The following is a 20,374-nucleotide window of genomic DNA, read 5'->3' on the forward strand; positions in this document are numbered from 1 at the left end:
CGCGATCCGGACGGCAGCCAGGGGAAGCGGCCTGCTCGAAAGGCCCGCCCGTGAGACGGATACCCCGATTGTCGGCGGGGGGCTGGCCCTGGGGGCGCGTGACCCTTGCCGAGGGCACGGTCGACCTTCCCTCCCAGCCCCGCGACGCCGATGTCGAGCGCGTGGCCAAGGTCCGGGCCGCCATCGCCGCCGCGATCCCGCAGCGCCTTGACCGCTTCACCGACCCGGACTGACTGGCCTTGCGCCCCGCCTCAGGCTAGATCAGCGCCATGACCGACGACACCCGCATTCCCCGTCCTGCCCTCCTGCTCGGCCTTGCCGGGCTGATCCCGTTCCTCTGGTCGGCCGCCACGCACCTGTCCCCGGCCCTGTCGGGCATGGCCGGGCAATGGCTTTCCCCGATGTTCCTGGGCGCCTATGTCGGGCTGTCCTATGGCACGGTCATCCTCGCCTTCATGTCCGGCGTCCTCTGGGGCTTTGCGACCAGGGCCGAAGGTCGTGAGGCGACCCTGGCCTACACGCTCTCGGTCATCCCCGCGCTCTGGGCGTTCTTCATGGTGACCGACGCCTCCGACACCTCGGCGATCTTCCTCGCGGCGGGGTTCGTCGGGCTGCTTCTTCTGGACGCCACCTTCCAGGCCTGGGGCCTTGCCCCGCGCTGGTGGCTGCGGCTGCGGGTGATGCTGACGGTGGTTGTCCTCGCCTGCCTCGCCATCCCCTTGCAGGCCTGAGATGGCCGAGCTGTTCGCCTATACCGATGGCGCCTGTTCCGGCAACCCCGGCCCGGGCGGCTGGGGCGTGCTGCTGATCGCCCGCGAGAACGGCACCGTCGTCAAGGAACGCGAGCTTTCCGGCGGCGAGGCGCTGACCACCAACAACCGGATGGAACTCCTCGCCGCGATCTCGGCGCTGGAGGCTCTGACCCGGCCCTCCGAAGTGACCATCGTCACCGACAGCGCCTATGTGAAGAACGGCATCACCGAATGGCTGGACGGCTGGAAGCGCAAGGGCTGGCGCACGGCGGGGGGCTCTCCGGTCAAGAATGTCGAGCTTTGGCAACGGCTTGAGGCTGCCGCCGCCCGGCACAAGGTAACCTGGCGCTGGATCAAGGGCCATGCGGGCCACGCGGAAAACGAACGCGCCGACGCGCTCGCCCGCGCCGGGATGGCGCCGTTCAAGGCCCCGGCCTGATGCTGGATTTCACGCTTCAGAACGGTCTCGACTATGCCTCGGTCCTCATCTTCGCCCTGACCGGGGCGCTGGCGGCCAGCCGGTCGCAGCTGGACATCGTGGGCTTCATCTTCATCGCCTGCCTGACGGCCGTCGGCGGCGGCACCCTGCGCGACACGATCCTGAACCGCGAGGTGTTCTGGGTCGCCGATCCCCTGCCGCTGGGCGTAGCCACCGCCGCCGCGATCCTGGTCTTCTTCTCCGCGCATCTTCTGGAAAGCCGCTATCGCGCGCTTTTATGGTTCGACGCCTTCGCCCTTGCCGTCGCCGTCCCCGCCGGGGTCGCCGTGGCCCTCGCCGAGGGTCAGGGCTGGCCCATCGTCCTGGTGATGGGGATGCTGACAGGCTGCATGGGCGGCCTTCTGCGCGATGTGGTCTGCAACGAAGTGCCGCTGATCCTGAAACAGGGCGAGCTTTACGCTACCTGCGCCATGGCCGGGTCGCTTGGGGCGGTCCTGGCGGGCGCGGCCGGGCTGGGGGACGGCCTGTCGCTGGTGATCTGCGCCGCGCTCGTCTTTACCTTGCGCGCGGGCAGCATCGCATTGGGCTGGCGGCTCCCGGTCTACAGGTCGCAGCCACCCCGGCCGGGGGCGCCGAAGCGCTAGCAGGCTTGATCCGTGAACGAACATTCGTTTAGGTTCGGGGAATGGCGCGCAAACGCATCATCCCGGACGCAACCGTCTTTGGCATCATCCAGCGCCTGCTGGAAGAGGGCGGCGACAAGGCGGTCTCCTTCAGCTCTGTCGCCACCGCGACCGGCCTTGCGCCGCCGACCCTGGTGCAGCGCTATGGCAGCCGCGATGCGATGGTGCGCGCGGCGCGGCTGGCCTTCTGGGATGCGCTGGACCAGCGGACGGGCGAAGCGGTGGCCGCAACCGCCGGCAAGGGGCCGCAGGGGCTGTTGAAGGCGATCGGCCCGGTCAAGGTCACGGAAATTGCCGCAGATCTGCGCGATCCCGACCTCGCGCAACGCGCGTCTGCCTGGCGCGCAGGGGTCGAGGCCGCGCTGGCCGAACGGCTCGGCTCTGGCACCAAGGCCCGCGAAAGCGCGGCGCTTCTGTTTGCCGCCTGGCAGGGCCTGGCGCTCTGGTCGGCGGCGGGGCCGACGGAGTTGCGGCTGAAGGATGCGGTGAAACGGCTTACCTGACCCAGGTTTTCCACGCCCAGATCAGCAGCAACGCCCCCAGCAGCGCGCCGACGAAGCCGGCCCCGATCCCCGCCAGCATCACCAGCCCGCGCAGGACCACCGTCCCGATCAGCGCGCCCAGCACGCCCAGCGCGATGGTGGACGGCGTGTCCAGGTTCACCTTCAGGATGCGGCTGGCCAGAAAGCCTGCGGCAACCCCGACGATCAAGAGAGCAACTAGCGGCATGGCGTCCCTCCCACCCTGTCAGCGGAATATGGGAACCCCGATGCCCCCGCGCTATAGCGCCGCAGGCAGAATCAGACCGCGCAGCACGTCGGCTGCGGGCATCGGCCGCTTGCCCTCGCGCTGTGCTTCCAGCACCTCGACGGCGCCCTCGCCACAGGCCACGGTAAAGCCGCCGAGGACCTGCCCCGGAGCGCCCTGCCCCTCGGCAAGCCGCGAGCGCAAGAGCTTCACCCTCTCGCCGTTGACTTCGGTCCACGCCCCCGGAAAGGGCGACAGGCCGCGGATCAGCCGGTCCACCTCGACCGCCGGGCGGGTCCAGTCCACCCGCGCCTCGGCCTTGTCGATCTTGGCGGCATAGGTCACGCCCTCCTCGGGCTGCGGCGTGGCGGGCAGCGGCAAGCTGTCCAGCGCCTGCACGATCAGCCGCGCGCCCAGGGCACTCAGCCGGTCGTGCAGCTCGGCCGTCGTCTCCTCGGCGCCGATCTCCACGGCCTCGCGCAGAAGGACCGGCCCGGTATCAAGCCCCGCCTCCATCTGCATGATGCAGACCCCGGTTTCCCGGTCTCCGGCCATGATCGCCCGATGGATCGGCGCGGCCCCCCGCCAGCGCGGCAGAAGGCTCGCGTGGATGTTCAGGCACCCCAGACGCGGCGCATCCAGCACCGGTTGCGGCAGGATCAGCCCATAGGCGACCACAACCGCGACATCCGCATCCAGGGCGGCGAAGTCCCGCTGCGCCTCCTCGCTGCGCAGGCTGACCGGATGGCGCACGGTCAGCCCCAGGGCCTCGGCCCGGGTCTGCACCGGGCTTGGCCGGTCCGCCTTGCCCCGACCCGCCGGACGCGGCGGCTGGCAGTAGACCGCGACGATCCGATGCCGGGCGTGCAGCGCCTCCAGCACCGGGACGGAAAACTCCGGCGTGCCCATGAAAACGACTTTCATCCGCGTCGCCCCAGCTTTTGCGCCTTTGCGATCAGCATCTTCCGCTTCAGGCGCGAGAGGCGGTCGAAATACATCTTCCCCGCCAGATGGTCGATCTGATGCTGCACGCTCGTCGCCCAAAGCCCGACGAAATCCCGCTCCTCGACCTCGCCCCTCTCATTCAGAAACCGCACCGTCACCGCCCGCGGACGGGAAATCACCGCCGAAACACCCGGCAGGTTGGGCGAGGCTTCCTCATGCTCGCGCATCTGTCCGCTGGCATGCAGCACCTCGGGGTTCGCCATCCGCACCGCCTGCCCCCGGCCTTCGGAACAGTCCACCACCGCCAGCCGTAACGGCACCCCTATCTGCACGGCAGCAAGGCCATAGCCCGGCATCGCCTCCATCGTGTCGATCATGTCGGCCCAGATCGCGCGGATTTCATCGCTGATCGCCGCCACATCCGCAGCGGGTGTCCGCAACACCGCCGCAGGCCAGGGAACGCAGCGCCGGACCGTCACGCCCGCGCCCGTTCCCGCTTCAGCTTTTCCATCTTGCGGGTGATCATCTGCCGCTTCAGCGGGCCCAGATAGTCGATGAACAGCTTGCCGTTCAGATGGTCGATCTCGTGCTGCACGCAGGTCGCCCAGAGGCCCGAGAACTGCCGCTCCTGCTCTGACCCGTCCAGCGCCCGCCAGCGCACCCTGACTTCGGCGGGGCGCTTCACCTCGGCATATTGCTCGGGGATCGACAGGCAGCCTTCCTCGTAGGAGGACAGATCCTCGGAGGACCAGACGATCTCGGGGTTGACCAGCGCCATCGGCTCGGGGTCGCCCTCCTTGATGCAGTCCATCACGATCAAGCGCTTGGTCACCCCGACCTGCGGCGCGGCAAGGCCGATGCCGGGCGCGTCATACATCGTCTCCAGCATGTCGGCGGCCAGCTGCCTGATCTCGGTGGTGATTTCGCCCACGGGATCGCAGACCTTCTTGAGGCGCGGGTCAGGATGGATCAGGATGGGGCGGATCATGACTGCGATCTACGAAAGCGGACCCGCGATGGCAAGAGGCTGGCGCAGATCCGCGGCCCCGAACCGGCAGACGGACTGGAAATACGTTAGTTCCGTTTATGGGCAAAATGTTGGATCAATGTTCCACAATAATACGAAAAATCGGGATGACTTACCGATCAGGATGCAATAATCGGATGAAAATCCCAAACCTCAGGCCAGGCGAAATGACCTTCGACACTCCAATCTCCCGCGCGGGCTCCCATTGCGTCAAGTGGGACATGCTGGAACCCCTTTACGGCCTGAAGCCCGACGAGGGCCTGGCGATGTGGGTTGCGGACATGGAGTTCAGGCCGCCGCAGGTGGTGCAGGACGCGCTGCAAAGGATGCTCGACCACGGCGTCTACGGCTATTTCGGCGACGACCGCGCCTATCTTCAGGCGATCCGCTGGTGGATGTCCACCCGCCACGGCTGGGAGGTGCAGCCGGACTGGATCTTCACCACCCATGGCCTGGTGAACGGCACCGCGCTGTGCATCCACAGCTTCACGCAACCGGGCGATGGCATCATCCTGATGACCCCGGTCTACCACGCCTTTTCCCGGATCATCAAAGCCGCCGGGCGCGAGGTGGTGGAATGCCCGCTCGCCCTTGTCGATGGCACCGCCAGGATGGATTTCGCCGCCTGGGAACAGCGTCTCACCGGGCGCGAGACCATGCTGATCCTCTGCTCGCCGCACAACCCCGGCGGCCGGGTCTGGACCCCGGACGAACTCCGCGCCGTTGCCGATTTCTGCGTCAGGCACGACCTGATCCTCGTGTCGGACGAGATCCACCACGACCTCGTCTATCCGGGCCGGAAACATACCGTCATGCCCCTGGCCGCGCCCGGGATCGCCGACCGGCTGGTGATGATGACCGCGACCACAAAGACCTTCAACATCGCCGGCGCCCATATCGGCAATGTCATCATCGCCGATCCCGCCCTGCGCAAGACCTTCGCGGACACGATGATGGCACTGGGCATCTCGCCCAATTCCTTCGGGATGCACATGGCCACCGCCGCCTATTCGCCCGAAGGCGCCGCATGGCTCGACGCGCTGATGCCCTACCTTGACGCCAACCGGCAGCTTTTCGACGCCGGCATCGCGGCGATCCCCGGGCTGCGCTCGACGCCGCTGGAGGCGACCTATCTCGCCTGGGTCGACTTTTCGGGCACTGGCATGGCCCCGGCCGAATTCATCGCGCGGGTCGAGAAACAGGCCAGGATCGCCACCAACCATGGCTCGGCCTTCGGCACCGGGGGCGAGAGCTTCCTGCGCTTCAACCTCGCCTGCCCGCGCGCCCAGGTGGCCGAGGCGGTCAGCCGGCTGCAAAGGGCCTTCGCCGACCTGCAATGATCCGCTTCCTGCGCCTTGTCCTTTACCTTGTCCTGCTGGCCGTCCTCGGCTTCATCGCCGCGTCACTCTACAGCCCGCCGGTGCGGGTCGCCGCACCGCCGCCCCCGCCGCTGACCGGCACGGTGGACCGGATCGTGATCGAAAAGGCCGCCCGCCGGATGCAGCTTTTCCAGGATGGCAAACCGGTGCGCACCTACCGGATCGCCCTTGGGTTCACGCCCGAGGGCGACAAGATCCGTCAGGGCGACGGCAGGACGCCCGAGGGCGAATTCACCATCGACCGCCGTAATGATGAAAGCGCTTTTCACCTGTCGCTCGGGCTTGACTACCCGCGGCCCGCGGACCGTGCCCGCGCGGCGAAGGGCGGCTATTCTCCGGGCGGGGACATCTTCATCCACGGCCAGCCGAACGCGCTGCCGGAAGGGTTCAAGCTGAAAGGCGACTGGACGGCGGGCTGCATTGCCCTGACCAATGCCGAGATGCGCGAGGTCTGGGCCGTCACCCCCATCGGGACCAGGGTGGAAATCAGGCCCTGACGCGCGCCCTTTTCGTCGTCGCGCCGGGCCATGTCGCCCCGACAAGACGACAAAGCCGCAGGAGAAGGCGGCCAGGCCATCACGCCTTGGACAGGTATCCCATCGGCGCGTTCTCGTCGCGCCAGAAGTCCAGCGGCGCCCGTTCCGTCACGGCGGTCGCGCGCTTGAAGTCGCAGACCAGCTCGCCATGCTCGATGCCGGAGGCGACGATCAGGCACTGGAACACATGGCGGGAGCCGTCGAACACATCGACCAGACCGCGCAGCTTGCCCGGGCTGAAATCCGCATCCAGCGCAAAGCCGTTGTCCCAGAACCGCAGCACGGGATAGACCGCTTCGCCAACCTGAACGCGCAGCTTCGACTTGCGCTTCTGGTCACGCTTGCGTGCGGCGTCCAGCCCCTCGCGCACTTCCGGCGGCAGAAACTCAAGCATGGCAACCTCACCCTCTCCCCCATCCGAAGTTTGGGGACGACCCGCAGAAAATCAAGCTGCCACAAGGGTATTACCGGAATATGAAGGCTGCATGTGCGTTCGGGCAAGGGGCATGGCAACCTCTGGTTGATCCCGGTCGATCCCGCCATGCTGCGCGGCGAAATCGCCGCAACGCAGCAGTTGCGCTTGCGAATCGGCACCGGCGGCGGAATAGCCCTGCGCATGATCCTGATCGCCGCCCTCCTTCTTGACGCCGCCTTCGGCGAGCCGCGCTGGCTCTGGGACCGCCTGCCGCATCCCGCCGTCCTGATGGGGCGTCTCGTCGGCTGGTGCGACAGCCGGTTCAACCGCGGCGAGGACCGCAAGCTCAAGGGCACCCTGGTCGCCGCGGGTCTTGCCCTGACCGGCCTCGCGCTTGGCTGGCTGATCCACCTGATCCCCGACCACGGCCTGCTTGAAGCGCTCGCCGTCGCCATCCTGATCGCGCAGAAAAGCCTGGTCGAACACGTCCGCGCCGTGGCCAGCGCGCTGCGCCGTTCGGTCCCCGAAGGCCGCCGGGCCGTCGCGATGATCGTCGGCCGCGACACCGCGCAGATGACCGGCCCCGACATCGCCCGCGCCGCCATCGAAAGCGCGGCCGAGAACCTGTCGGACGGCGTGGTCGCCCCGGTCTTCTGGTATCTGGTCCTCGGCCTGCCGGGGATCCTGGCCTACAAGCTGGTGAACACCGCCGACAGCATGATCGGCCACATGACGCCGAAATACCGCGACTTCGGCTGGGCCTCGGCCCGCCTTGACGATGTGCTGAACCTGATCCCCGCGCGTCTGACCGCTCTGCTCATCGCGCTGACCCATGGCTGGTTGGACCCCGCCCCGATCCTCCGCGACGCGCCCAAGCACCGCAGCCCGAACGCCGGCTGGCCCGAATCCGCCCTGGCGCCGGTCCTCAACGTCGCCCTCTCCGGCCCGCGCAGCTATGACGGCGTCCGCAAGGACTATCCCTGGGTCTGGCCCGAGGGCCGCCGCGACCCCGGACCGGACGACATCGACGCCGCCGCCGATGCGCTCTGGCGGGTCTGGGCCGCGGTGCTTGCCATCGCCGCGCTGATCGTCATCTTCTAGGGCCAGGCCTGAAGGAGATCTCATGCGCGCCGCCCTTGTTGCCCTGCTGCTGACCTCTCCCGCCGCCGCAGCCCCCTGTGGCGGTGACTTCGGCGACTTCCTCAAGACGATGGAGGCCGAGGCCGTGGCCAGCGGCACCCCGGCCGACAAGGCCGCCGCCTTCTTCGCGGGCGCGCAGCAGGACCCCAGGGTGCTGAAGGCCGACCGCAGTCAGGGCGTCTTCCGCAAGACCTTCCTCGACTTCTCGCAGTCGCTCATCTCGAAACAGCGCCTCTCCACCGCCCGCCAGAAGGCCGAATCCCTGGACGACATCTTTACCCGCGCCGAGGCCGACTACGGCGTCAGCCGCGGCATCCTGCTGGCCTTCTGGGCCTTCGAGACCGACTTCGGCCAGGTTCAGGGCGACTTCAACACCCGCAACGCGCTGCTCACCCTTGCCCACGACTGCCGCCGCCCCGATCTGTTCCAGCCCCAGGTCCTCGCCGCCGCGCAACTTTACGCGATGGGCGACTTCCCGCTGGACACCACCGGCGCCTGGGCGGGCGAGATCGGCATGGTCCAGATGCTGCCGAAGGACATCCTGGAACGCGGCGTCGATGGCGATGGCGACGGGCTGATCCTGCTCAAGACCTCTCAGGCCGACGCGATCCTTTCGGGCGCGCGGCTGCTTCAGCACCACGGCTGGCGCGCGAATGAGCCCTGGCTGGCCGAGGTCACGCTGCCCGAAACCTTCGACTGGTCGCTGACGGGCCTCGAGACGGAACGCCCGACCGAGGACTGGCAGGCGCTTGGCGTCACCCCCCGCAACGGACCGCTGGCGCCGGGCCTCTCCGCCTCGATCCTTCTGCCGCAGGGCCGCAAGGGCCCGGCCTTCCTGGCCTATCCGAACTACCGCGTCCTTTTCGACTGGAACCAGAGCTTCGTCTACGTCACCACCGCCGCCTATTTCGCCACAAGGATCGAGGGCGCGCCCCCCTATGCCGCAGGCAGCCCCGACCCCGCGCTTGACCTCGACCGGATGAAGCGCTTGCAGGAAAGGCTGACCGCCCTCGGCCATGACGTGGGCCAGATCGACGGCATCCTCGGCGCAGGCACCCGCAGGGCGGTGCAGACGGAACAGGCCCGCCTCGGCCTGCCCGCCGACGGCTGGCCGACACTTGCGCTGCTGGACGCGCTCTGATGGCCAGTTGGGCCGTCGTCTCCACCATGAAGGCGCCGGAAGAGAAGGTTCTCGCCTTCGCCGCCCATCATCTGTCGCTTGGCGCCGATCATCTGTGGCTCTACTTCGACGACCCCGACCAGCCGATCCCCGCGCCGCTGAGCGCCCATCCCCGGGTGACCGTCAGCCTCTGCGATGATGCGCACTGGCAGACGGTCGGCAAGAAACGCCCGCCGCAGCACCAGAACCGGCAGACCCAGAACGCCCGCCTGACCTACCGGGCGCGGGTGACATCGGACTGGATCGTCCATATCGACGTGGACGAGTTCCTGCTATCCCCGCGCCCGATCGCCGAGGTTCTGGACGACATCCCGGACGAGACCATCGCCATGAAGCTGGAACCCTTCGAGGCGATGCACGATCCGCTTCTGCCCGACGACATCTACACCTCGCGCGAGTTTCGCGGCGCGCTGCGCCATGAACACTGGCCGCGCCGCCGCGCGGCCCTTGGTCCCTATCGCAAGGTGATCCGCGACGGGATGCTGTCCCATTCGGTCGGCAAGATGATCTACCGCACCCGCGTCCCCGGGCTCCTGCCGCGGCTGCATGCGGTGATGGTCGATGGCGAATTCGTCCGGACCCCGGACTGGCAACCGGAGATCCGGCTTCTGCACTTTCACGCCCAGGACAAGGCCGCCTGGCTGGCGGCGCTGCCCTTCCGGATGACGAAGGGCGCCTACCAGTTCCGGCCGGAATTGCAGGCCTTCCTCGCCGAGGCCCCGCCCGAAGAGATCGACCGCTTCTACCGGCGCACGCAGATCCTGCCCCTCGACCTGCGCGACGAACTGGTCCGGGTCGGCCGGGTCATCGTTGCGGACCTTTCCCTGCGCGCCAAGGTGCAGGCACTGCGCAACGGCACGCTTTAGTCCGTGTTCACCAGCATCAGGGCCGCGCGCCGGAAGGTGGCCATGATCTCGCGGCACTCGCGCCCGCCCACGCCGGTCTCGACCATCGCCTGCTGCATCACCGCCAGCCAGTCCTCGCCGTCCTGACGGCGGATCTCGACATGCGCATGGATTTCCCGCAGGTTCATGTGCCCGTGCCGTTCGTGGTAATAGCGCCGCCCCCCCGAAGAAGCCGCAGAGAAAGTCGAACTGCTCGGGCCGGACATGGGAAAGCCCGTGGCCCTTCAGATGCATCTCCAGGATCGCGCGGCCCTGCGGCAGGGTCTCGATCAGGTCGTAGAAATGGTTCACCAGCAGCCTGACCTGCGACTCTCCCCCGATCCGGTCGATCATCGGCTCCATCGCATCCTCCTCTCGCCGATTTCTTCGAAGAAATCGGCCCGGAGCCTGCAAAGGCTCCGAACCGGACTTTTCGAAAAGTCCGGCGCCCTTCAGCTCTGCGGCCGGGTCTTCTTCGGGTCGTAGTGCGACAGGGGCACGATCACCGCCGGCAGCCGCTTCTGCTGGCCGTCCAGCTTGCCCACTTCCAGCGCCGTCCCGACCTCGCTGTGCGCCAGATCCACCCGCGCCAGCGCGATGTTCTTGCCAAGGATCGGCGAGCGGACCGCGGACGTGACCTCCCCCACCTGCGCGCGCCCGACATGCAGCGGGTCGCCATGGCCCACATCGACATTCGCATCGATCTCCAACCCGACGAAGCGGCGCGCCGGGTGCTCCTTCCGCCGGATCAGCGCCTCGCGGCCGATGAAGTCATCCGTCTTGGACTTCAAGGGCACCGTGAAGCCGATCCCGGCCTCGAACGGGTCGGTCTGGTCGGAGAAATCGTAGCCCGCGAAGATCAGCCCCGCCTCGATCCGCACCATGTCCAGCGCGGCCAGACCCATCGGCTTCAGCCCCAGATCGGCCCCATGCTCCCAGACCGCATCATAGACCGTTACCCCGTCCTTCGGATGGCAGAAGACCTCGAAGCCAAGTTCGCCGGTATAGCCCGTGCGCGATACCACCACGGGCGCCCCCGACGGCCCCCCGATCCGCCCCACCGTGAACCGGAACCAGCCCAGCTCCTCGATCGTCGGCTGGTGCGGCGCGGTCCAGATCATGCGTTTCATGATCTCGCGGCTGTTCGGCCCCTGCACCGCCAGATTGTGAAGCTGGTCGGTGGAACTGCGGACCATCACCTTCAGCCCCAGCTTCTCGGCCTGTTCCCGGATCCAGACCCCGCCGTATTCGTCGCCTCCGATCCAGCGGAACTGGTCGCGGCCCAGCCGGAACAGCGTCCCGTCGTCGATCATGCCGCCATGCGGATAACACATCGCGGAATAGACCACCTGGCCCTGGGACAGCTTCTTCACATCCCGCGTCAGCACCCATTGCATGAGCGCCTCGGCATCCGGCCCCGTGATCTCCCACTTGCGCAGGGGCGACAGGTCCAGCACCACGGCCGCCTGCCGGCAGGCCCAGTATTCCTCCAGCGCGCCGTTCGCGGAATAGACCTGCGGCAGCCAGTAGCCCTTGTATTCGACGTGGTGCCGGGTCCTTTCGCTGATGCGGGAATGGAAGGCGGTTTCCTTGGTCATCTTCGGCTCCGCATCGGGCGTGGGGCGCCAGGCGATGGCCCGGCTGAACTTCTCCGCCCCCGAATAGGTGCGGACATGGATGTCGCTGAGATACCAGCCATTGGCCGGAGAGGTATCGTCCGGGCAGGCCGAATTGACGCAGACGATGTCGGTCAGCGCCCGGAACAGCACATAATCGCCGGGCCGCGACCAGGGTTCGTCGCTGATGAGGACGCCATGTGAATCGATGTTCGTATTGAAGAACAGGTTCACCGCCATCCAGCCGGGGCGAGGGTCAACCCCGTGCGGCGCCAGCGCCTTGTTGAAGTTGTCCGAACAGTTGACATGGCCGGGATAGCCGATGTCGTCGTAATACTTCGACGCACAGGCCATGGCGAAGGCATCGTGCCGCCCCACGGTGTCCTGCACCACCTCGACCAGCGGCACCCAGTCCTGATCGTAGTATTTCGAATGCAGGCCGGGCATCGAATAGGCATGCCCCATCAGGGTGCGGCTTGTCGTCACGTCCAGCGCATGCTGGATGCCCCGGTCCAGCTTGCGCGCATCAAAGCACTGAAAGTCGGTGCATTGCCGCCCGTCCACGTCGATGATCTGGATATAGTCCCCGGCCTTGACGACATAGCTTTCCGCCGTCGCCGATTTCACCCGCAGGTCGAGGATCGGGTCGGCCAGCGGATCGGGCAAGTCATAGTGCCCCACCATGCGAGGTTTGGCCCGTTGAATCAGCATTGTGATCGGCGTCGCCGTATCCTGCGCCTCCGGCGCCATCGGTAGCCCCGGCGCGCAGGCCACCAGCCAGCCCTCGTCCAGCGCCGTCAGGTCGGCCCGCGCGCCTGCCGGCGTGCTCTCTCCGAACAGGCGCAGCCCCCCGGCGGTGGCCAGATCGATCCGCCGCGCCTCCAGCCCCTTGCGCAACCGGGTCAGGCTCTGCTCGCCCGAGGCAAGCATCGCCTTCAAGCCCTCGGCCGTCGAATTCGCCGCCTGACCCAGGATCGCGGCGTCAATGCGTCCGTCCTTGGCGGCAGCCACCAGTTCCACCGGCTGCCCGCCCTCGTCGTTCACCAGCACCAGCCGGTCGCCCGTCATCAGCTGCACCAGCACCGCGCCCGCGCCCGGCACCACATGCCGCTCTTGCCCATGGTGCCGCGAAAAGCCCTGCGGCGTCAGAATCCGACTTGGGCGCGGTGGACCCGGAAGAACCGAAGGATAGATCGTGTCAAGCATGGTTTCCCCGCAGCGATTCGGCCTGGCCTCGTCCGCATCAGTTTAATGAGGATAAAACTTGTTCATCCGCAAGAATAGCGCCAGGGTAAGCCTGACACAAGCGCGGGCTGGGGGGAAGGCGGGGGAATGTTGGCGTTAGCCTTCGGTCTGGTGGCGGCCGGTCTCTGGGCTGTGCATGACCTGCTGGCGCGGAAACTCAGCCAGGGTGCGCCGCTGCTGGCGATCCTGGTCGTGGTGCTGGCGGCGGGCACGCTGGGGTTGCTTCCGGTCGCGCTGGCTCTGGGCGGGTGGGACAGGATGACCGGCCCCGCGCTGGCCATGGCCGTTCTCTCGGGCCTCAGCTTCGCGCTGGCCATCGGCGGGCTGTACAAGGCGTTCAGCCTGGCCCCCGTCCGCGTGGTCTCTCCGGTGGTGGGGGCCTATCCGTTGTTGACCCTGCTTATCGCCGCGGCGCAGGGGCGGCCGGTTTCGGGTGGACACTGGCTGGCCGTCGCGGCCATCGTGCTGGGCATCGCCGTCGTCGCCCTTGCCGCCCGCGACGACGCCCCCGAAGGCTATGCGGCCGCGCCCGGAGTGGCGATGGGCTGGGCCGGGTTCGCGGCGGCGGGCTTTGCCGCGACCTTCGCCCTGGCGCAGGAGGCGACGCGGCTTGGGGCAGAGCTGCCGGCGATACTGGTCGGGCGGGTCGTGGCGCTGCTGGCGATGCTGGGGCTGTTCCTCTGGCAGCGCGGGTCGCTTGCGCCGCAGCGGGGGCAGTTGGGGGTGCTGGCCCTGATGGGCCTGCTGGACGCGCTTGCGCTGGGGCTGGTCACCGCCTCGGGCGGCCTGCCCAGGGCCGAGTATGCCGCGGTCGCCTCGTCGCTGTTCGGGGTGCTGACGGTCCTGCTGGCCGCCTGGTTCCTGCGCGAGAAGGTCCGGGCCGTCCAGTGGCTGGGCATCGCCTGCGTCTTCGGCGGGATCGCGGCGCTGGGGCTGCTGGGGACGTGAGCCTGCCCACGCGCGGCGCGTCTTTCAGACCCAATGATTCCAAGGGCTTTTCTGTGGGCGTTTACCCCACTTGAACGCGGATTCCTAACCCGTCGATTTTGCTTGGTTGCAAAAAGTGCCCACGCGTGGGCAGGTCAGACGATCGTCACCGTCGCCGGTTGCAGGCCCTCGATCTCCACCTTGCAGCTGTCTCCCCGGTTCAGAGGCCCCACCCCCGCCGGGGTCCCGGTGAAGATCAGGTCCCCCGGCGACAGGCTGACCATCTGCGACAGCGCCGCGATGATCGCCGCCGGAGACCAGATCATCTCGGAAATCCGGGCCTCCTGCCGGACCATGCCGTTCACCGAACACCGCAGCCGCCCGTCCGGCAGCGCGCCCTGCCGGATCGCGCCCACCACGGCCGACTTGTCGAAACCCTTCGCCATGTCCCAGGGCCGGCGGCGTTCCTTCGCCTCGGCCTGAAGGTCGCGCCGGGTCAGGTCGTTCCCCGCCGCATGCCCCCAGATCATCACCTGGGCCTCTGCCTCCGAGACCATCTTCCCCGCCTTGCCGATCGCCACCACCAGCTCTCCCTCGTGGTGCAGGTTCGTCGTGGCGGGCGGGTAGGGGATGCGGGATCCGCTCTCGACCACCGCATCGGCGGGCTTCGTGAAGAAGAACGGCGCCTCCCTCTCGTCGGCCCCCATCTCGCGGGCATGTTCGGCATAGTTCCGGCCCACACAGAAGATGCGGCGGACCGGAAAGCGTTCGGCGCGGCCGGTGACGGGCAGCGTGACCGTCGGCAGGGCCGGGAAAACCAGAGCGACCATGTCAGCCTCCCACCGTTTCGCAGGGAATCGCCCGGGCCATCAGGCGACGGCAGGCCAGCTGCGCCTGCTCTTCGGTCAATCCCATGAAGCTGGCCCGCCACTTGCCGCCCGACTGGATCGCCCGGCGGTTCCCCTCGTTCAACGTGGCGCTTTCGGCCAGCGCGGTCTTCAGCAGCGCCCGATCCGCCTCGTAGCGCGAGGAATATTCGCCGACATTCACCCCGAAGTGACGCCCGCCCGAGGTGGACATCACCACCACCACCTCTTCGGTCGGCCGCGGCTCCTGCTGCACTTCGGCGGTCTGGGGCCGTTCGAAGATCGGGGCCTGCCGCTTGGGCATGACCGATGCGGCCCCGTTCGGTGCCAGGTCTGCCGCCAGTGCCGCAGGCGCCATGGCCGCGGCCCCTGCGACGGTCTCGACGGCGGTCACGTCCGCCAGAAGGGCGGCGGGCCCTTCGGCCGCAGCGTCCGGTCCGGGATGGGTGACCTCAAGCGCAGGCCCGGCCTCGGCCAGGACGATCCCGGGCGCCATGGTTTCGGCGGTCACCTCGGCCACCGGCGCGACCGGCGCCCCGGCTTCGGGTTCGGGTTCGGGTTCGGCCGCCGCGATGTCGGTGGTCGTTGAGGGTTCGGGTCGCGCCTTCGGCTTGAACGCCGCAAGGGCCGGATCGGCCAGCGCCTCGGAGGCGGAGGCGACGGGCATCTCCGGCGCCGCTTCGGCCAGCAGCGTCCCGGCCGCCGGGGCCGCAAGCGCCATGGCCTGGGCCTCAAGGGTGCCCGGCTCCGGCGCGACCACAGGGACGGCCGCTTCTTCGACGGCAGCGGCGATCAGCGTCTCCGGCAGCGCTTCGGCCGCGGGGGCGGCCTCGGCCAGCGCCATCGGTGCCTCGGTCGCCTGTTCCGCCGCTGCCATGGCCTGCGCCTGGAAGTCCAGCGTGCCTTCCGGGGCCGGTTCTGCCGTGGCCTCGGCCAGCGCCCCCTCGATCCCCTGCGCCATGGCCACCGCCACCGCATCCGGCACCACCGGCACGGCCGGTCGTGCCTTCGGACGCGGCGATTTCCGCACCTCGCCCGAGACGCGCACCGTCTTGCCCGCCCCGCCCACGGCGTCGATCTCGTCGATCGCGGTGTCCAGCGAAGCCACCAGCGCGTCCTCGATCGGGGCAACCTTCGGAGGCTGCTCCTTCACCCCGTTGCGCGCCTTGCCGAAGCCGATGTCCATCAGTTCGGCCATCTTGGCGTTGCGGGCCGCCGAAGAGGTGCCGCCGAAGATGGTGGCGATGATGTGCTTGTTGCCGCGCCGGGCCGAGGCCGTCAGGTTGAAGCCCGCCGGGCTGGTGAAGCCGGTCTTGATCCCGTCCGCGCCCTCGTAGCTGTCCAGAAAGCGCGAATTCGTGTTGGTCACGGTCGCGATCCCGGCATCCGCCGTCCGGCGCGAGAAGATGTGGTAATACTGCGGGAAGTCGTAGAACAGATGCCGGCCCAGCACGTTCATGTCATGGGCGGTGGACAGGTGGCCCTCGGCCGTCAGCCCGTTCGCGTTGCGGAAGGTGGTGTTGTTCATGCCCAGCTGCCGCGCGGTGCGGGTCATGCGCTTGGCGAAGGCCTCATGGTCGCCGCTGATGTGGTCGCCGATGGCGGAGGCCGCGTCATTGGCCGACTTGATCGCCGCCGCGCGGATCAGATGGCGCATCGAGATCCGCTGGCCGGGCTTCAACCCCAGCCGCGAGGGCGGCTGCGAGGCCGCGTATTTCGACACCGTGACCATCGTGTCCAGCGACAGACGCCCCGCCTCGATCTCCTGGAAGGCGATGTAAAGCGTCATCATCTTGGTCAGCGAGGCCGGATGCAGCCTTGCATAGGCGTTCTTCTCGTAAAGGATCTCGCCCGTCCGGCCATCCATCACGATGGCCGCGAAAGGGGCGGCCTTCAGGGGGAACGCCACCACGACCGTGCTGACGACAAAAAACATCAAGAAAGCGCGAAAAATCCGCCCGAGAAGCGATGTCACCTCGCCCACCCTTTGCCTGTCTGGCCCGGATTTTCCGGTGCCGAATTCTGCCTCGAACGGAAGGCTAGCACAGGAAGTGGAATGCGAAAACCCAAAAATTCCAAAGGGTTTCAGGACAGAGTTCAAGTCGTTGCAGCAAAGCAGCACCTGGCGCCCGCAGGGGCACATCTTGGGGCAGCAAGGGACAGGCGACCGACTTATGGGGTCACGGACGCAGGCTTCGCACCAGATTCGGCAGATCCCCAAGGTCCCTGACCCTGTGGAACCGGCGATGGCCGGTCGGTTCGGGCGCGGCTTCGAACGACCATTCCGTCTCGGCCGGCACATGCACCCCCCAGGAGCCGGCCTGAAGCGCCGGGATCACGTCGGATTTCAGCGAGTTCCCCACCATCATCGCCTGGTCGGCCCCGGTCCCGTGCCGGGCAAAGGCCCGCCGGTAGGTCGCTTCGGTCTTGTCCGAGACGATCTCGACCCCGTCGAACAGATCGCCCAGGCCGGACTGCGCCAGCTTGCGTTCCTGGTGCAGAAGGTCGCCCTTGGTGATCAGGACCAGCCGGTAGTCCTCCGCCAGCGCGGCGACGGTGGAGCGCACATGCGGCAAAAGCTCCATCGGATGTTCCAGCAGTTCGCGCCCCAGCGCGACAAGCTCGCCGATGACGCTTGCGGGAACACGGCCCTCGGTCACCTCGATCGCGGTCTCGATCATCGACAGGGTGAAGCCCTTCACGCCGAAGCCGTAATAGGCCAGGTTCCGGCGTTCGGCCGCGGTCAGGCGCTCGACCAGGTGGTCGGGGTCGGCATGGTCGGCCAGCCGTTCCAGAAAGCGGTCCTGCGTCAGCCGGAAATAGCTTTCGTTCTGCCAAAGCGTGTCGTCTGCGTCGAAGCCGATCGTGGTCAGCATGGGCACCTCTTTTCCCTGCGGCAAAAGAGGCTATATTTCCGACATCAAGTGCAACCCCGAATCCCGTAGCCGGAGCCCGATGGCCGTGTCCTTCCGTCAGATCACCATGTCCGACAAGACGGATGGCCCGGGGCATGACACCTCGCTTCTGACCAAGCCGAAGGCGAAGACGCAGCGCCCGCCCTTGTACAAGGTGCTGCTTCTGAACGACGATTACACGCCGATGGAGTTCGTGGTGCATGTGCTGGAACGATTCTTCGGCCTCAGCCACGCCCAGGCCTTCGAGATCATGCTGACCGTGCACAAGAAGGGCCTGGCGGTCGTGGGCGTGTTCAGCTTCGAGGTGGCCGAGACCAAGGTCGCCCAGGTGATGGACTTTGCCCGCCGCCACCAGCATCCGCTGCAATGCACGATGGAAAAGGAATGATCCGTCGCCCCGGCATAAGGGGCCGGGGGGCCTAGGCCCCCGCTCATGCGATCCGCCCGGCTTGACATGGCGCTGGACAGCGGCGCGCTGGCCCTTCCGTCCGAAGGTCGCATCGCCGTCTATCGTCCCCGCATGGGCGACGACCTCTCTGCCCTGCCGCTGGACCGCGTGACGGTGCTGACCGGCTTCCGGCCCGACCGCGACCATTTCGCCGCGCAATGCTCGGTCGCACCCGCGCCGCCCTATGCGGCCGCGCTCGTCTGCCTGCCCCGCTCGCGCGAGGCGGCGCGGGCGCTGATCGCCCGGGCCGCGGCCGAGGTGGCGCCCGGCGGCTGGATCGCGGTCGATGGCCAGAAGACCGACGGGATCGACACCGCGCTGAAGGACCTGCGCGGGCGGGTGGACCTGTCCGAAGCCCTGTCCAAGGCGCATGGCAAGCTGGCCTCGTTCGCGGCCGGGGTGGACCTGTCGGACTGGCGGGCAACCCTGCATCGGGTCCAGGGTTTCCAGACGCTGCCCGGCATCTTCTCGGCGGACGGGCCGGACCGGGGGTCGGTCCTGCTGGCCGCGGCCCTGCCGGCCAGGCTTTCGGGCAAGGTCGCCGACCTCGGGGCCGGCTGGGGGTTCCTGGCGGCCGAGATCCTGAAGCGCCCGGGCGTCAGGCGGCTGGACCTGGTCGAGGCCGAAGCCGACGCGCTGGATTGCGCCCGCGTGAACATCACCGATCCCCGCGCGCGGTTCCATTGGGCAGATGCCACGACCTGGCGGCCCGAGACGCTCTTGGACCTGGTGGTGATGAACCCGCCCTTCCACTCTGGCCGCGCGGCCGACCCGGCCCTTGGCGCCGCCTTCATCCGCGCCGCCGGGCGGATGCTTGCCCAGAACGGAGAGCTCTGGTTGGTCGCCAACCGCCATCTGCCTTACGATGCCGTGTTGTCGGACTGCTTCCTGACCGTCGAGGATCTGCCCGGCGACAGCGGCTTTCGCGTGATCCATGCCACCAGGCCCCGCAGGGCCAAAGCCTAGAGGTCCCATGTCCTTTTCCGTCTCCGGCAAGACCGCCATCGTCACCGGCTCGGCCGCGGGTATCGGGCTCGCCATCGCCCGGCATCTGGTGGACAAGGGGGCGAACGTGATGTTCGCCGACATCGACGAGGCCCGGCTGGAAGCCGAGATCGGCGAAGAGGCCCGGGCCGAGGGGCCGGTCCGCATGTTCGCGGGCGACCTGACCGAGAAGCTGACCATCGCCAACCTCTTGTCCGCCACAATCGACGCCTTCGACCGCGTGGACATCCTGGTCAATGCCAGCCGGCGGATGATGGTCTCGGACGTCCTGAACCCCGAGGCCGACGGGGTCGAGGAGCTGTGGCGCTACAATGTCCTGTCGGCGCTGCGCATCTCGCAGATCACCGCCCGGCGGATGATCCAGCACGCCCAGCGGTCCGAGATCGAGGAGGGCGCGATGCTGGGCTCGATCATCAACCTCTCGTCGATCACCGCCCAGGCCACGCGGCCCGAGCTTCTGGGCTATTCCATGGCCGCGGCGGCGATGAACCAGATGACGCGCTCGCTGGCGGTGGCGCTGGCGCCGAAGGGGATCCGGGTGAATGCCGTGGCCTTCGGCAGCGTGATGAGCGCCAGTCTCCAGGCTGCGCTGAAGGAAAATCCCGGCTATCGCGACCAGATCGCCGGGGCGACGCCGCTGGGCCGGATCGCGGCCCCGGCGGAACTGGCCGAGGCGGTGCAGTTCCTCGCCTCGGACGCCGCGGGCTTCGTCACCGGACAGGTGCTGACGGTGGACGGCGGGCGGGGGCTTGTCGATGTCGTCGGCGCCCCCGCGCACTGATCATTCGGGGTATTGCGCCTTGCAGGCGGCGATCACCTTTTCGGCCTGCCGGGCAAGCTCCTTCCGCTTTTCCTTCAGGCTGTCCAGCTTGCGCGCCTCTTCCTTCAGGTCGATGGCCTTGGGCTGCTGGCGGGTGACGGGCCGTTCGTCCAGGCAGGGCCGCGGCGGCGGGGCCGGCTGGCCCTCGCGCGCGGGCCGTTCGCAGGTCGTCCAGTAGGTCTCGTAGACCGTCACTGTCTCGAAGGCATAGCCGCGCGCAAGGTTGCCCTCCGCCTCCTGGATCAGCCGGTCCACGGTGCGCAGGTCGCGCGTGTTGCGGCTGATGCATTGTTCCTGCGGGGTGCCGCAGGCCGCAAGGGCGGCAAGTGCAAGGATGGTAAGCCGTTTCATCCTGGCCTCCGGGAACGGTGGAAAGCGGCGCGCGGGGATGCTAGGCATGCGGGC

25 protein-coding genes and 1 pseudogene are annotated in these 20,374 nt (G+C 68.0%); 14 read left to right on the plus strand and 12 right to left on the minus strand.

All coding sequences use genetic code 11. From position 1 onward, the window contains the following. Positions 1-50 precede the first annotated feature (50 nt). Genes G8O29_RS05460 through G8O29_RS05480 form a run of 5 tightly spaced genes read left to right on the plus strand, consistent with a single transcriptional unit; the run spans position 51 to position 2,377 of the window. Positions 51-233 (plus strand): hypothetical protein, encoded by a 183-nt coding sequence (locus tag G8O29_RS05460; RefSeq protein ID WP_166402237.1) that lies wholly within the window; start codon positions 51-53, stop codon positions 231-233. Positions 234-269: 36 nt separating this feature from the next. Further along, entirely contained in the window at positions 270-731 is a 462-nt protein-coding gene (locus tag G8O29_RS05465; protein ID WP_166402238.1) for a DUF3429 domain-containing protein, read from the plus strand. Position 732: 1 nt separating this feature from the next. Then, positions 733-1,191, plus strand: a complete 459-nt coding sequence (gene rnhA, locus G8O29_RS05470) for a ribonuclease HI (RefSeq protein WP_128515848.1) — start codon at positions 733-735, stop codon at positions 1,189-1,191. Next, positions 1,191-1,835, plus strand: a complete 645-nt coding sequence (locus G8O29_RS05475; protein ID WP_166402239.1) for a trimeric intracellular cation channel family protein — start codon at positions 1,191-1,193, stop codon at positions 1,833-1,835. Before rnhA ends, G8O29_RS05475 begins: the two co-directional genes overlap by 1 nt. A 41-nt stretch (positions 1,836-1,876) precedes the next feature. Continuing rightward, positions 1,877-2,377: a transcriptional regulator gene (locus G8O29_RS05480; protein ID WP_166402240.1), complete on the plus strand. Its 501-nt coding sequence runs from the start codon at positions 1,877-1,879 to the stop codon at positions 2,375-2,377. Here the strand turns inward: G8O29_RS05480 and G8O29_RS05485 are convergent. Genes G8O29_RS05485 through def (G8O29_RS05500) form a run of 4 tightly spaced genes read right to left on the minus strand, consistent with a single transcriptional unit; the run spans position 2,370 to position 4,554 of the window. Then, positions 2,370-2,603 carry a GlsB/YeaQ/YmgE family stress response membrane protein gene (locus G8O29_RS05485; RefSeq protein ID WP_166402241.1) on the minus strand — a complete coding sequence of 78 codons (234 nt, stop codon included), beginning with the start codon at positions 2,601-2,603 and terminating at the stop codon, positions 2,370-2,372. The two genes, G8O29_RS05480 and G8O29_RS05485, sit on opposite strands and share 8 nt — an antisense overlap. A 51-nt stretch (positions 2,604-2,654) precedes the next feature. Next, positions 2,655-3,545 carry a methionyl-tRNA formyltransferase gene (fmt, locus tag G8O29_RS05490; protein WP_166402242.1) on the minus strand — a complete coding sequence of 297 codons (891 nt, stop codon included), beginning with the start codon at positions 3,543-3,545 and terminating at the stop codon, positions 2,655-2,657. Then, complete coding sequence (def, locus tag G8O29_RS05495; protein WP_166402243.1) at positions 3,542-4,045, minus strand: peptide deformylase; 504 nt, start codon at positions 4,043-4,045, stop codon at positions 3,542-3,544. Before def (G8O29_RS05495) ends, fmt begins: the two co-directional genes overlap by 4 nt. Next, the gene (gene def, locus G8O29_RS05500; protein ID WP_166402244.1) at positions 4,042-4,554 is read right to left on the minus strand and encodes a peptide deformylase; all 513 of its coding nucleotides are present in this window, start codon (positions 4,552-4,554) and stop codon (positions 4,042-4,044) included. The genes def (G8O29_RS05495) and def (G8O29_RS05500) overlap by 4 nt, the downstream gene beginning before the upstream one ends. Positions 4,555-4,760: 206 nt before the next feature. Between def (G8O29_RS05500) and G8O29_RS05505 the strand changes: the two genes are divergently transcribed. Further along, positions 4,761-5,933 (plus strand): MalY/PatB family protein, encoded by a 1,173-nt coding sequence (locus G8O29_RS05505; RefSeq protein WP_166402245.1) that lies wholly within the window; start codon positions 4,761-4,763, stop codon positions 5,931-5,933. Beyond that, entirely contained in the window at positions 5,930-6,469 is a 540-nt protein-coding gene (locus tag G8O29_RS05510) for a L,D-transpeptidase family protein (RefSeq protein WP_166402246.1), read from the plus strand. The genes G8O29_RS05505 and G8O29_RS05510 overlap by 4 nt, the downstream gene beginning before the upstream one ends. 79 nt (positions 6,470-6,548) lie before the next feature. Here G8O29_RS05510 and G8O29_RS05515 read toward each other — a convergent pair whose 3' ends face one another. Next, positions 6,549-6,902, minus strand: coding sequence for a hypothetical protein (locus G8O29_RS05515; protein WP_166402247.1), 354 nt, complete (start codon positions 6,900-6,902; stop codon positions 6,549-6,551). A gap of 222 nt (positions 6,903-7,124) precedes the next feature. Here G8O29_RS05515 and cbiB point away from each other — a divergent pair, with 222 nt between their 5' ends. The 3 genes from cbiB to G8O29_RS05530 are packed head-to-tail and all read left to right on the plus strand — an operon-like array spanning position 7,125 to position 10,109. Next, positions 7,125-8,024: an adenosylcobinamide-phosphate synthase CbiB gene (gene cbiB / locus G8O29_RS05520; protein WP_166402441.1), complete on the plus strand. Its 900-nt coding sequence runs from the start codon at positions 7,125-7,127 to the stop codon at positions 8,022-8,024. A 22-nt stretch (positions 8,025-8,046) separates the two neighbouring features. Further along, complete coding sequence (locus tag G8O29_RS05525; protein WP_166402248.1) at positions 8,047-9,204, plus strand: lytic murein transglycosylase; 1,158 nt, start codon at positions 8,047-8,049, stop codon at positions 9,202-9,204. Further along, positions 9,204-10,109 (plus strand): glycosyltransferase family 2 protein, encoded by a 906-nt coding sequence (locus G8O29_RS05530; RefSeq protein ID WP_166402249.1) that lies wholly within the window; start codon positions 9,204-9,206, stop codon positions 10,107-10,109. Before G8O29_RS05525 ends, G8O29_RS05530 begins: the two co-directional genes overlap by 1 nt. On the opposite strand, the gene G8O29_RS18405 is transcribed toward G8O29_RS05530, so the two are convergent. The 3 genes and pseudogenes from G8O29_RS18405 to G8O29_RS05540 form a co-directional block, all read right to left on the minus strand. After that, positions 10,106-10,354 carry a globin domain-containing protein gene (locus G8O29_RS18405; RefSeq protein ID WP_242678913.1) on the minus strand — a complete coding sequence of 83 codons (249 nt, stop codon included), beginning with the start codon at positions 10,352-10,354 and terminating at the stop codon, positions 10,106-10,108. The genes G8O29_RS05530 and G8O29_RS18405 overlap by 4 nt on opposite strands. A gap of 7 nt (positions 10,355-10,361) precedes the next feature. Continuing rightward, positions 10,362-10,490: pseudogene (locus G8O29_RS18410) on the minus strand (cyanoglobin); the annotation flags it as partial. Positions 10,491-10,579: 89 nt separating this feature from the next. Further along, a complete protein-coding gene (locus G8O29_RS05540; RefSeq protein WP_166402250.1) occupies positions 10,580-12,949 on the minus strand; it encodes a trimethylamine N-oxide demethylase in 2,370 nt (789 codons plus the stop codon). Between the two features lie 126 nt (positions 12,950-13,075). On the opposite strand from G8O29_RS05540, the gene G8O29_RS05545 reads away from it, so the two are divergent. After that, entirely contained in the window at positions 13,076-13,936 is an 861-nt protein-coding gene (locus G8O29_RS05545) for a DMT family transporter (protein ID WP_166402251.1), read from the plus strand. A gap of 134 nt (positions 13,937-14,070) precedes the next feature. Here the strand turns inward: G8O29_RS05545 and G8O29_RS05550 are convergent, their stop codons facing one another. From G8O29_RS05550 to G8O29_RS05560, 3 genes are all read right to left on the minus strand, one after another. Continuing rightward, positions 14,071-14,745: a fumarylacetoacetate hydrolase family protein gene (locus G8O29_RS05550; protein ID WP_166402252.1), complete on the minus strand. Its 675-nt coding sequence runs from the start codon at positions 14,743-14,745 to the stop codon at positions 14,071-14,073. Position 14,746: 1 nt separating this feature from the next. Further along, a complete protein-coding gene (locus G8O29_RS18870) occupies positions 14,747-16,717 on the minus strand; it encodes a D-alanyl-D-alanine carboxypeptidase family protein (RefSeq protein WP_207623675.1) in 1,971 nt (656 codons plus the stop codon). Between the two features lie 244 nt (positions 16,718-16,961). Next, positions 16,962-17,657 (minus strand): HAD family hydrolase, encoded by a 696-nt coding sequence (locus G8O29_RS05560; RefSeq protein WP_166402254.1) that lies wholly within the window; start codon positions 17,655-17,657, stop codon positions 16,962-16,964. 106 nt (positions 17,658-17,763) lie between these two features. Here G8O29_RS05560 and clpS point away from each other — a divergent pair, with 106 nt between their 5' ends. From clpS to G8O29_RS05575, 3 genes are read left to right on the plus strand one after another with little or no spacing between them, the layout of a single operon-like run. Next, positions 17,764-18,084 (plus strand): ATP-dependent Clp protease adapter ClpS, encoded by a 321-nt coding sequence (gene clpS, locus G8O29_RS05565; RefSeq protein WP_166402442.1) that lies wholly within the window; start codon positions 17,764-17,766, stop codon positions 18,082-18,084. Positions 18,085-18,129: 45 nt separating this feature from the next. Continuing rightward, a complete protein-coding gene (locus tag G8O29_RS05570) occupies positions 18,130-19,110 on the plus strand; it encodes a class I SAM-dependent methyltransferase (RefSeq protein ID WP_166402255.1) in 981 nt (326 codons plus the stop codon). A 7-nt stretch (positions 19,111-19,117) separates the two neighbouring features. Continuing rightward, positions 19,118-19,930 (plus strand): SDR family NAD(P)-dependent oxidoreductase, encoded by an 813-nt coding sequence (locus G8O29_RS05575; RefSeq protein ID WP_166402256.1) that lies wholly within the window; start codon positions 19,118-19,120, stop codon positions 19,928-19,930. Here the strand turns inward: G8O29_RS05575 and G8O29_RS05580 are convergent, their stop codons facing one another. After that, the gene (locus tag G8O29_RS05580; RefSeq protein ID WP_166402257.1) at positions 19,931-20,320 is read right to left on the minus strand and encodes a hypothetical protein; all 390 of its coding nucleotides are present in this window, start codon (positions 20,318-20,320) and stop codon (positions 19,931-19,933) included. Positions 20,321-20,374: the final 54 nt, after the last annotated feature.

Origin of the sequence: Rhodobacter calidifons (assembly GCF_011174775.1) — a bacterium.
Taxonomy (GTDB): Bacteria; Pseudomonadota; Alphaproteobacteria; order Rhodobacterales; family Rhodobacteraceae; genus Tabrizicola; species Tabrizicola calidifons.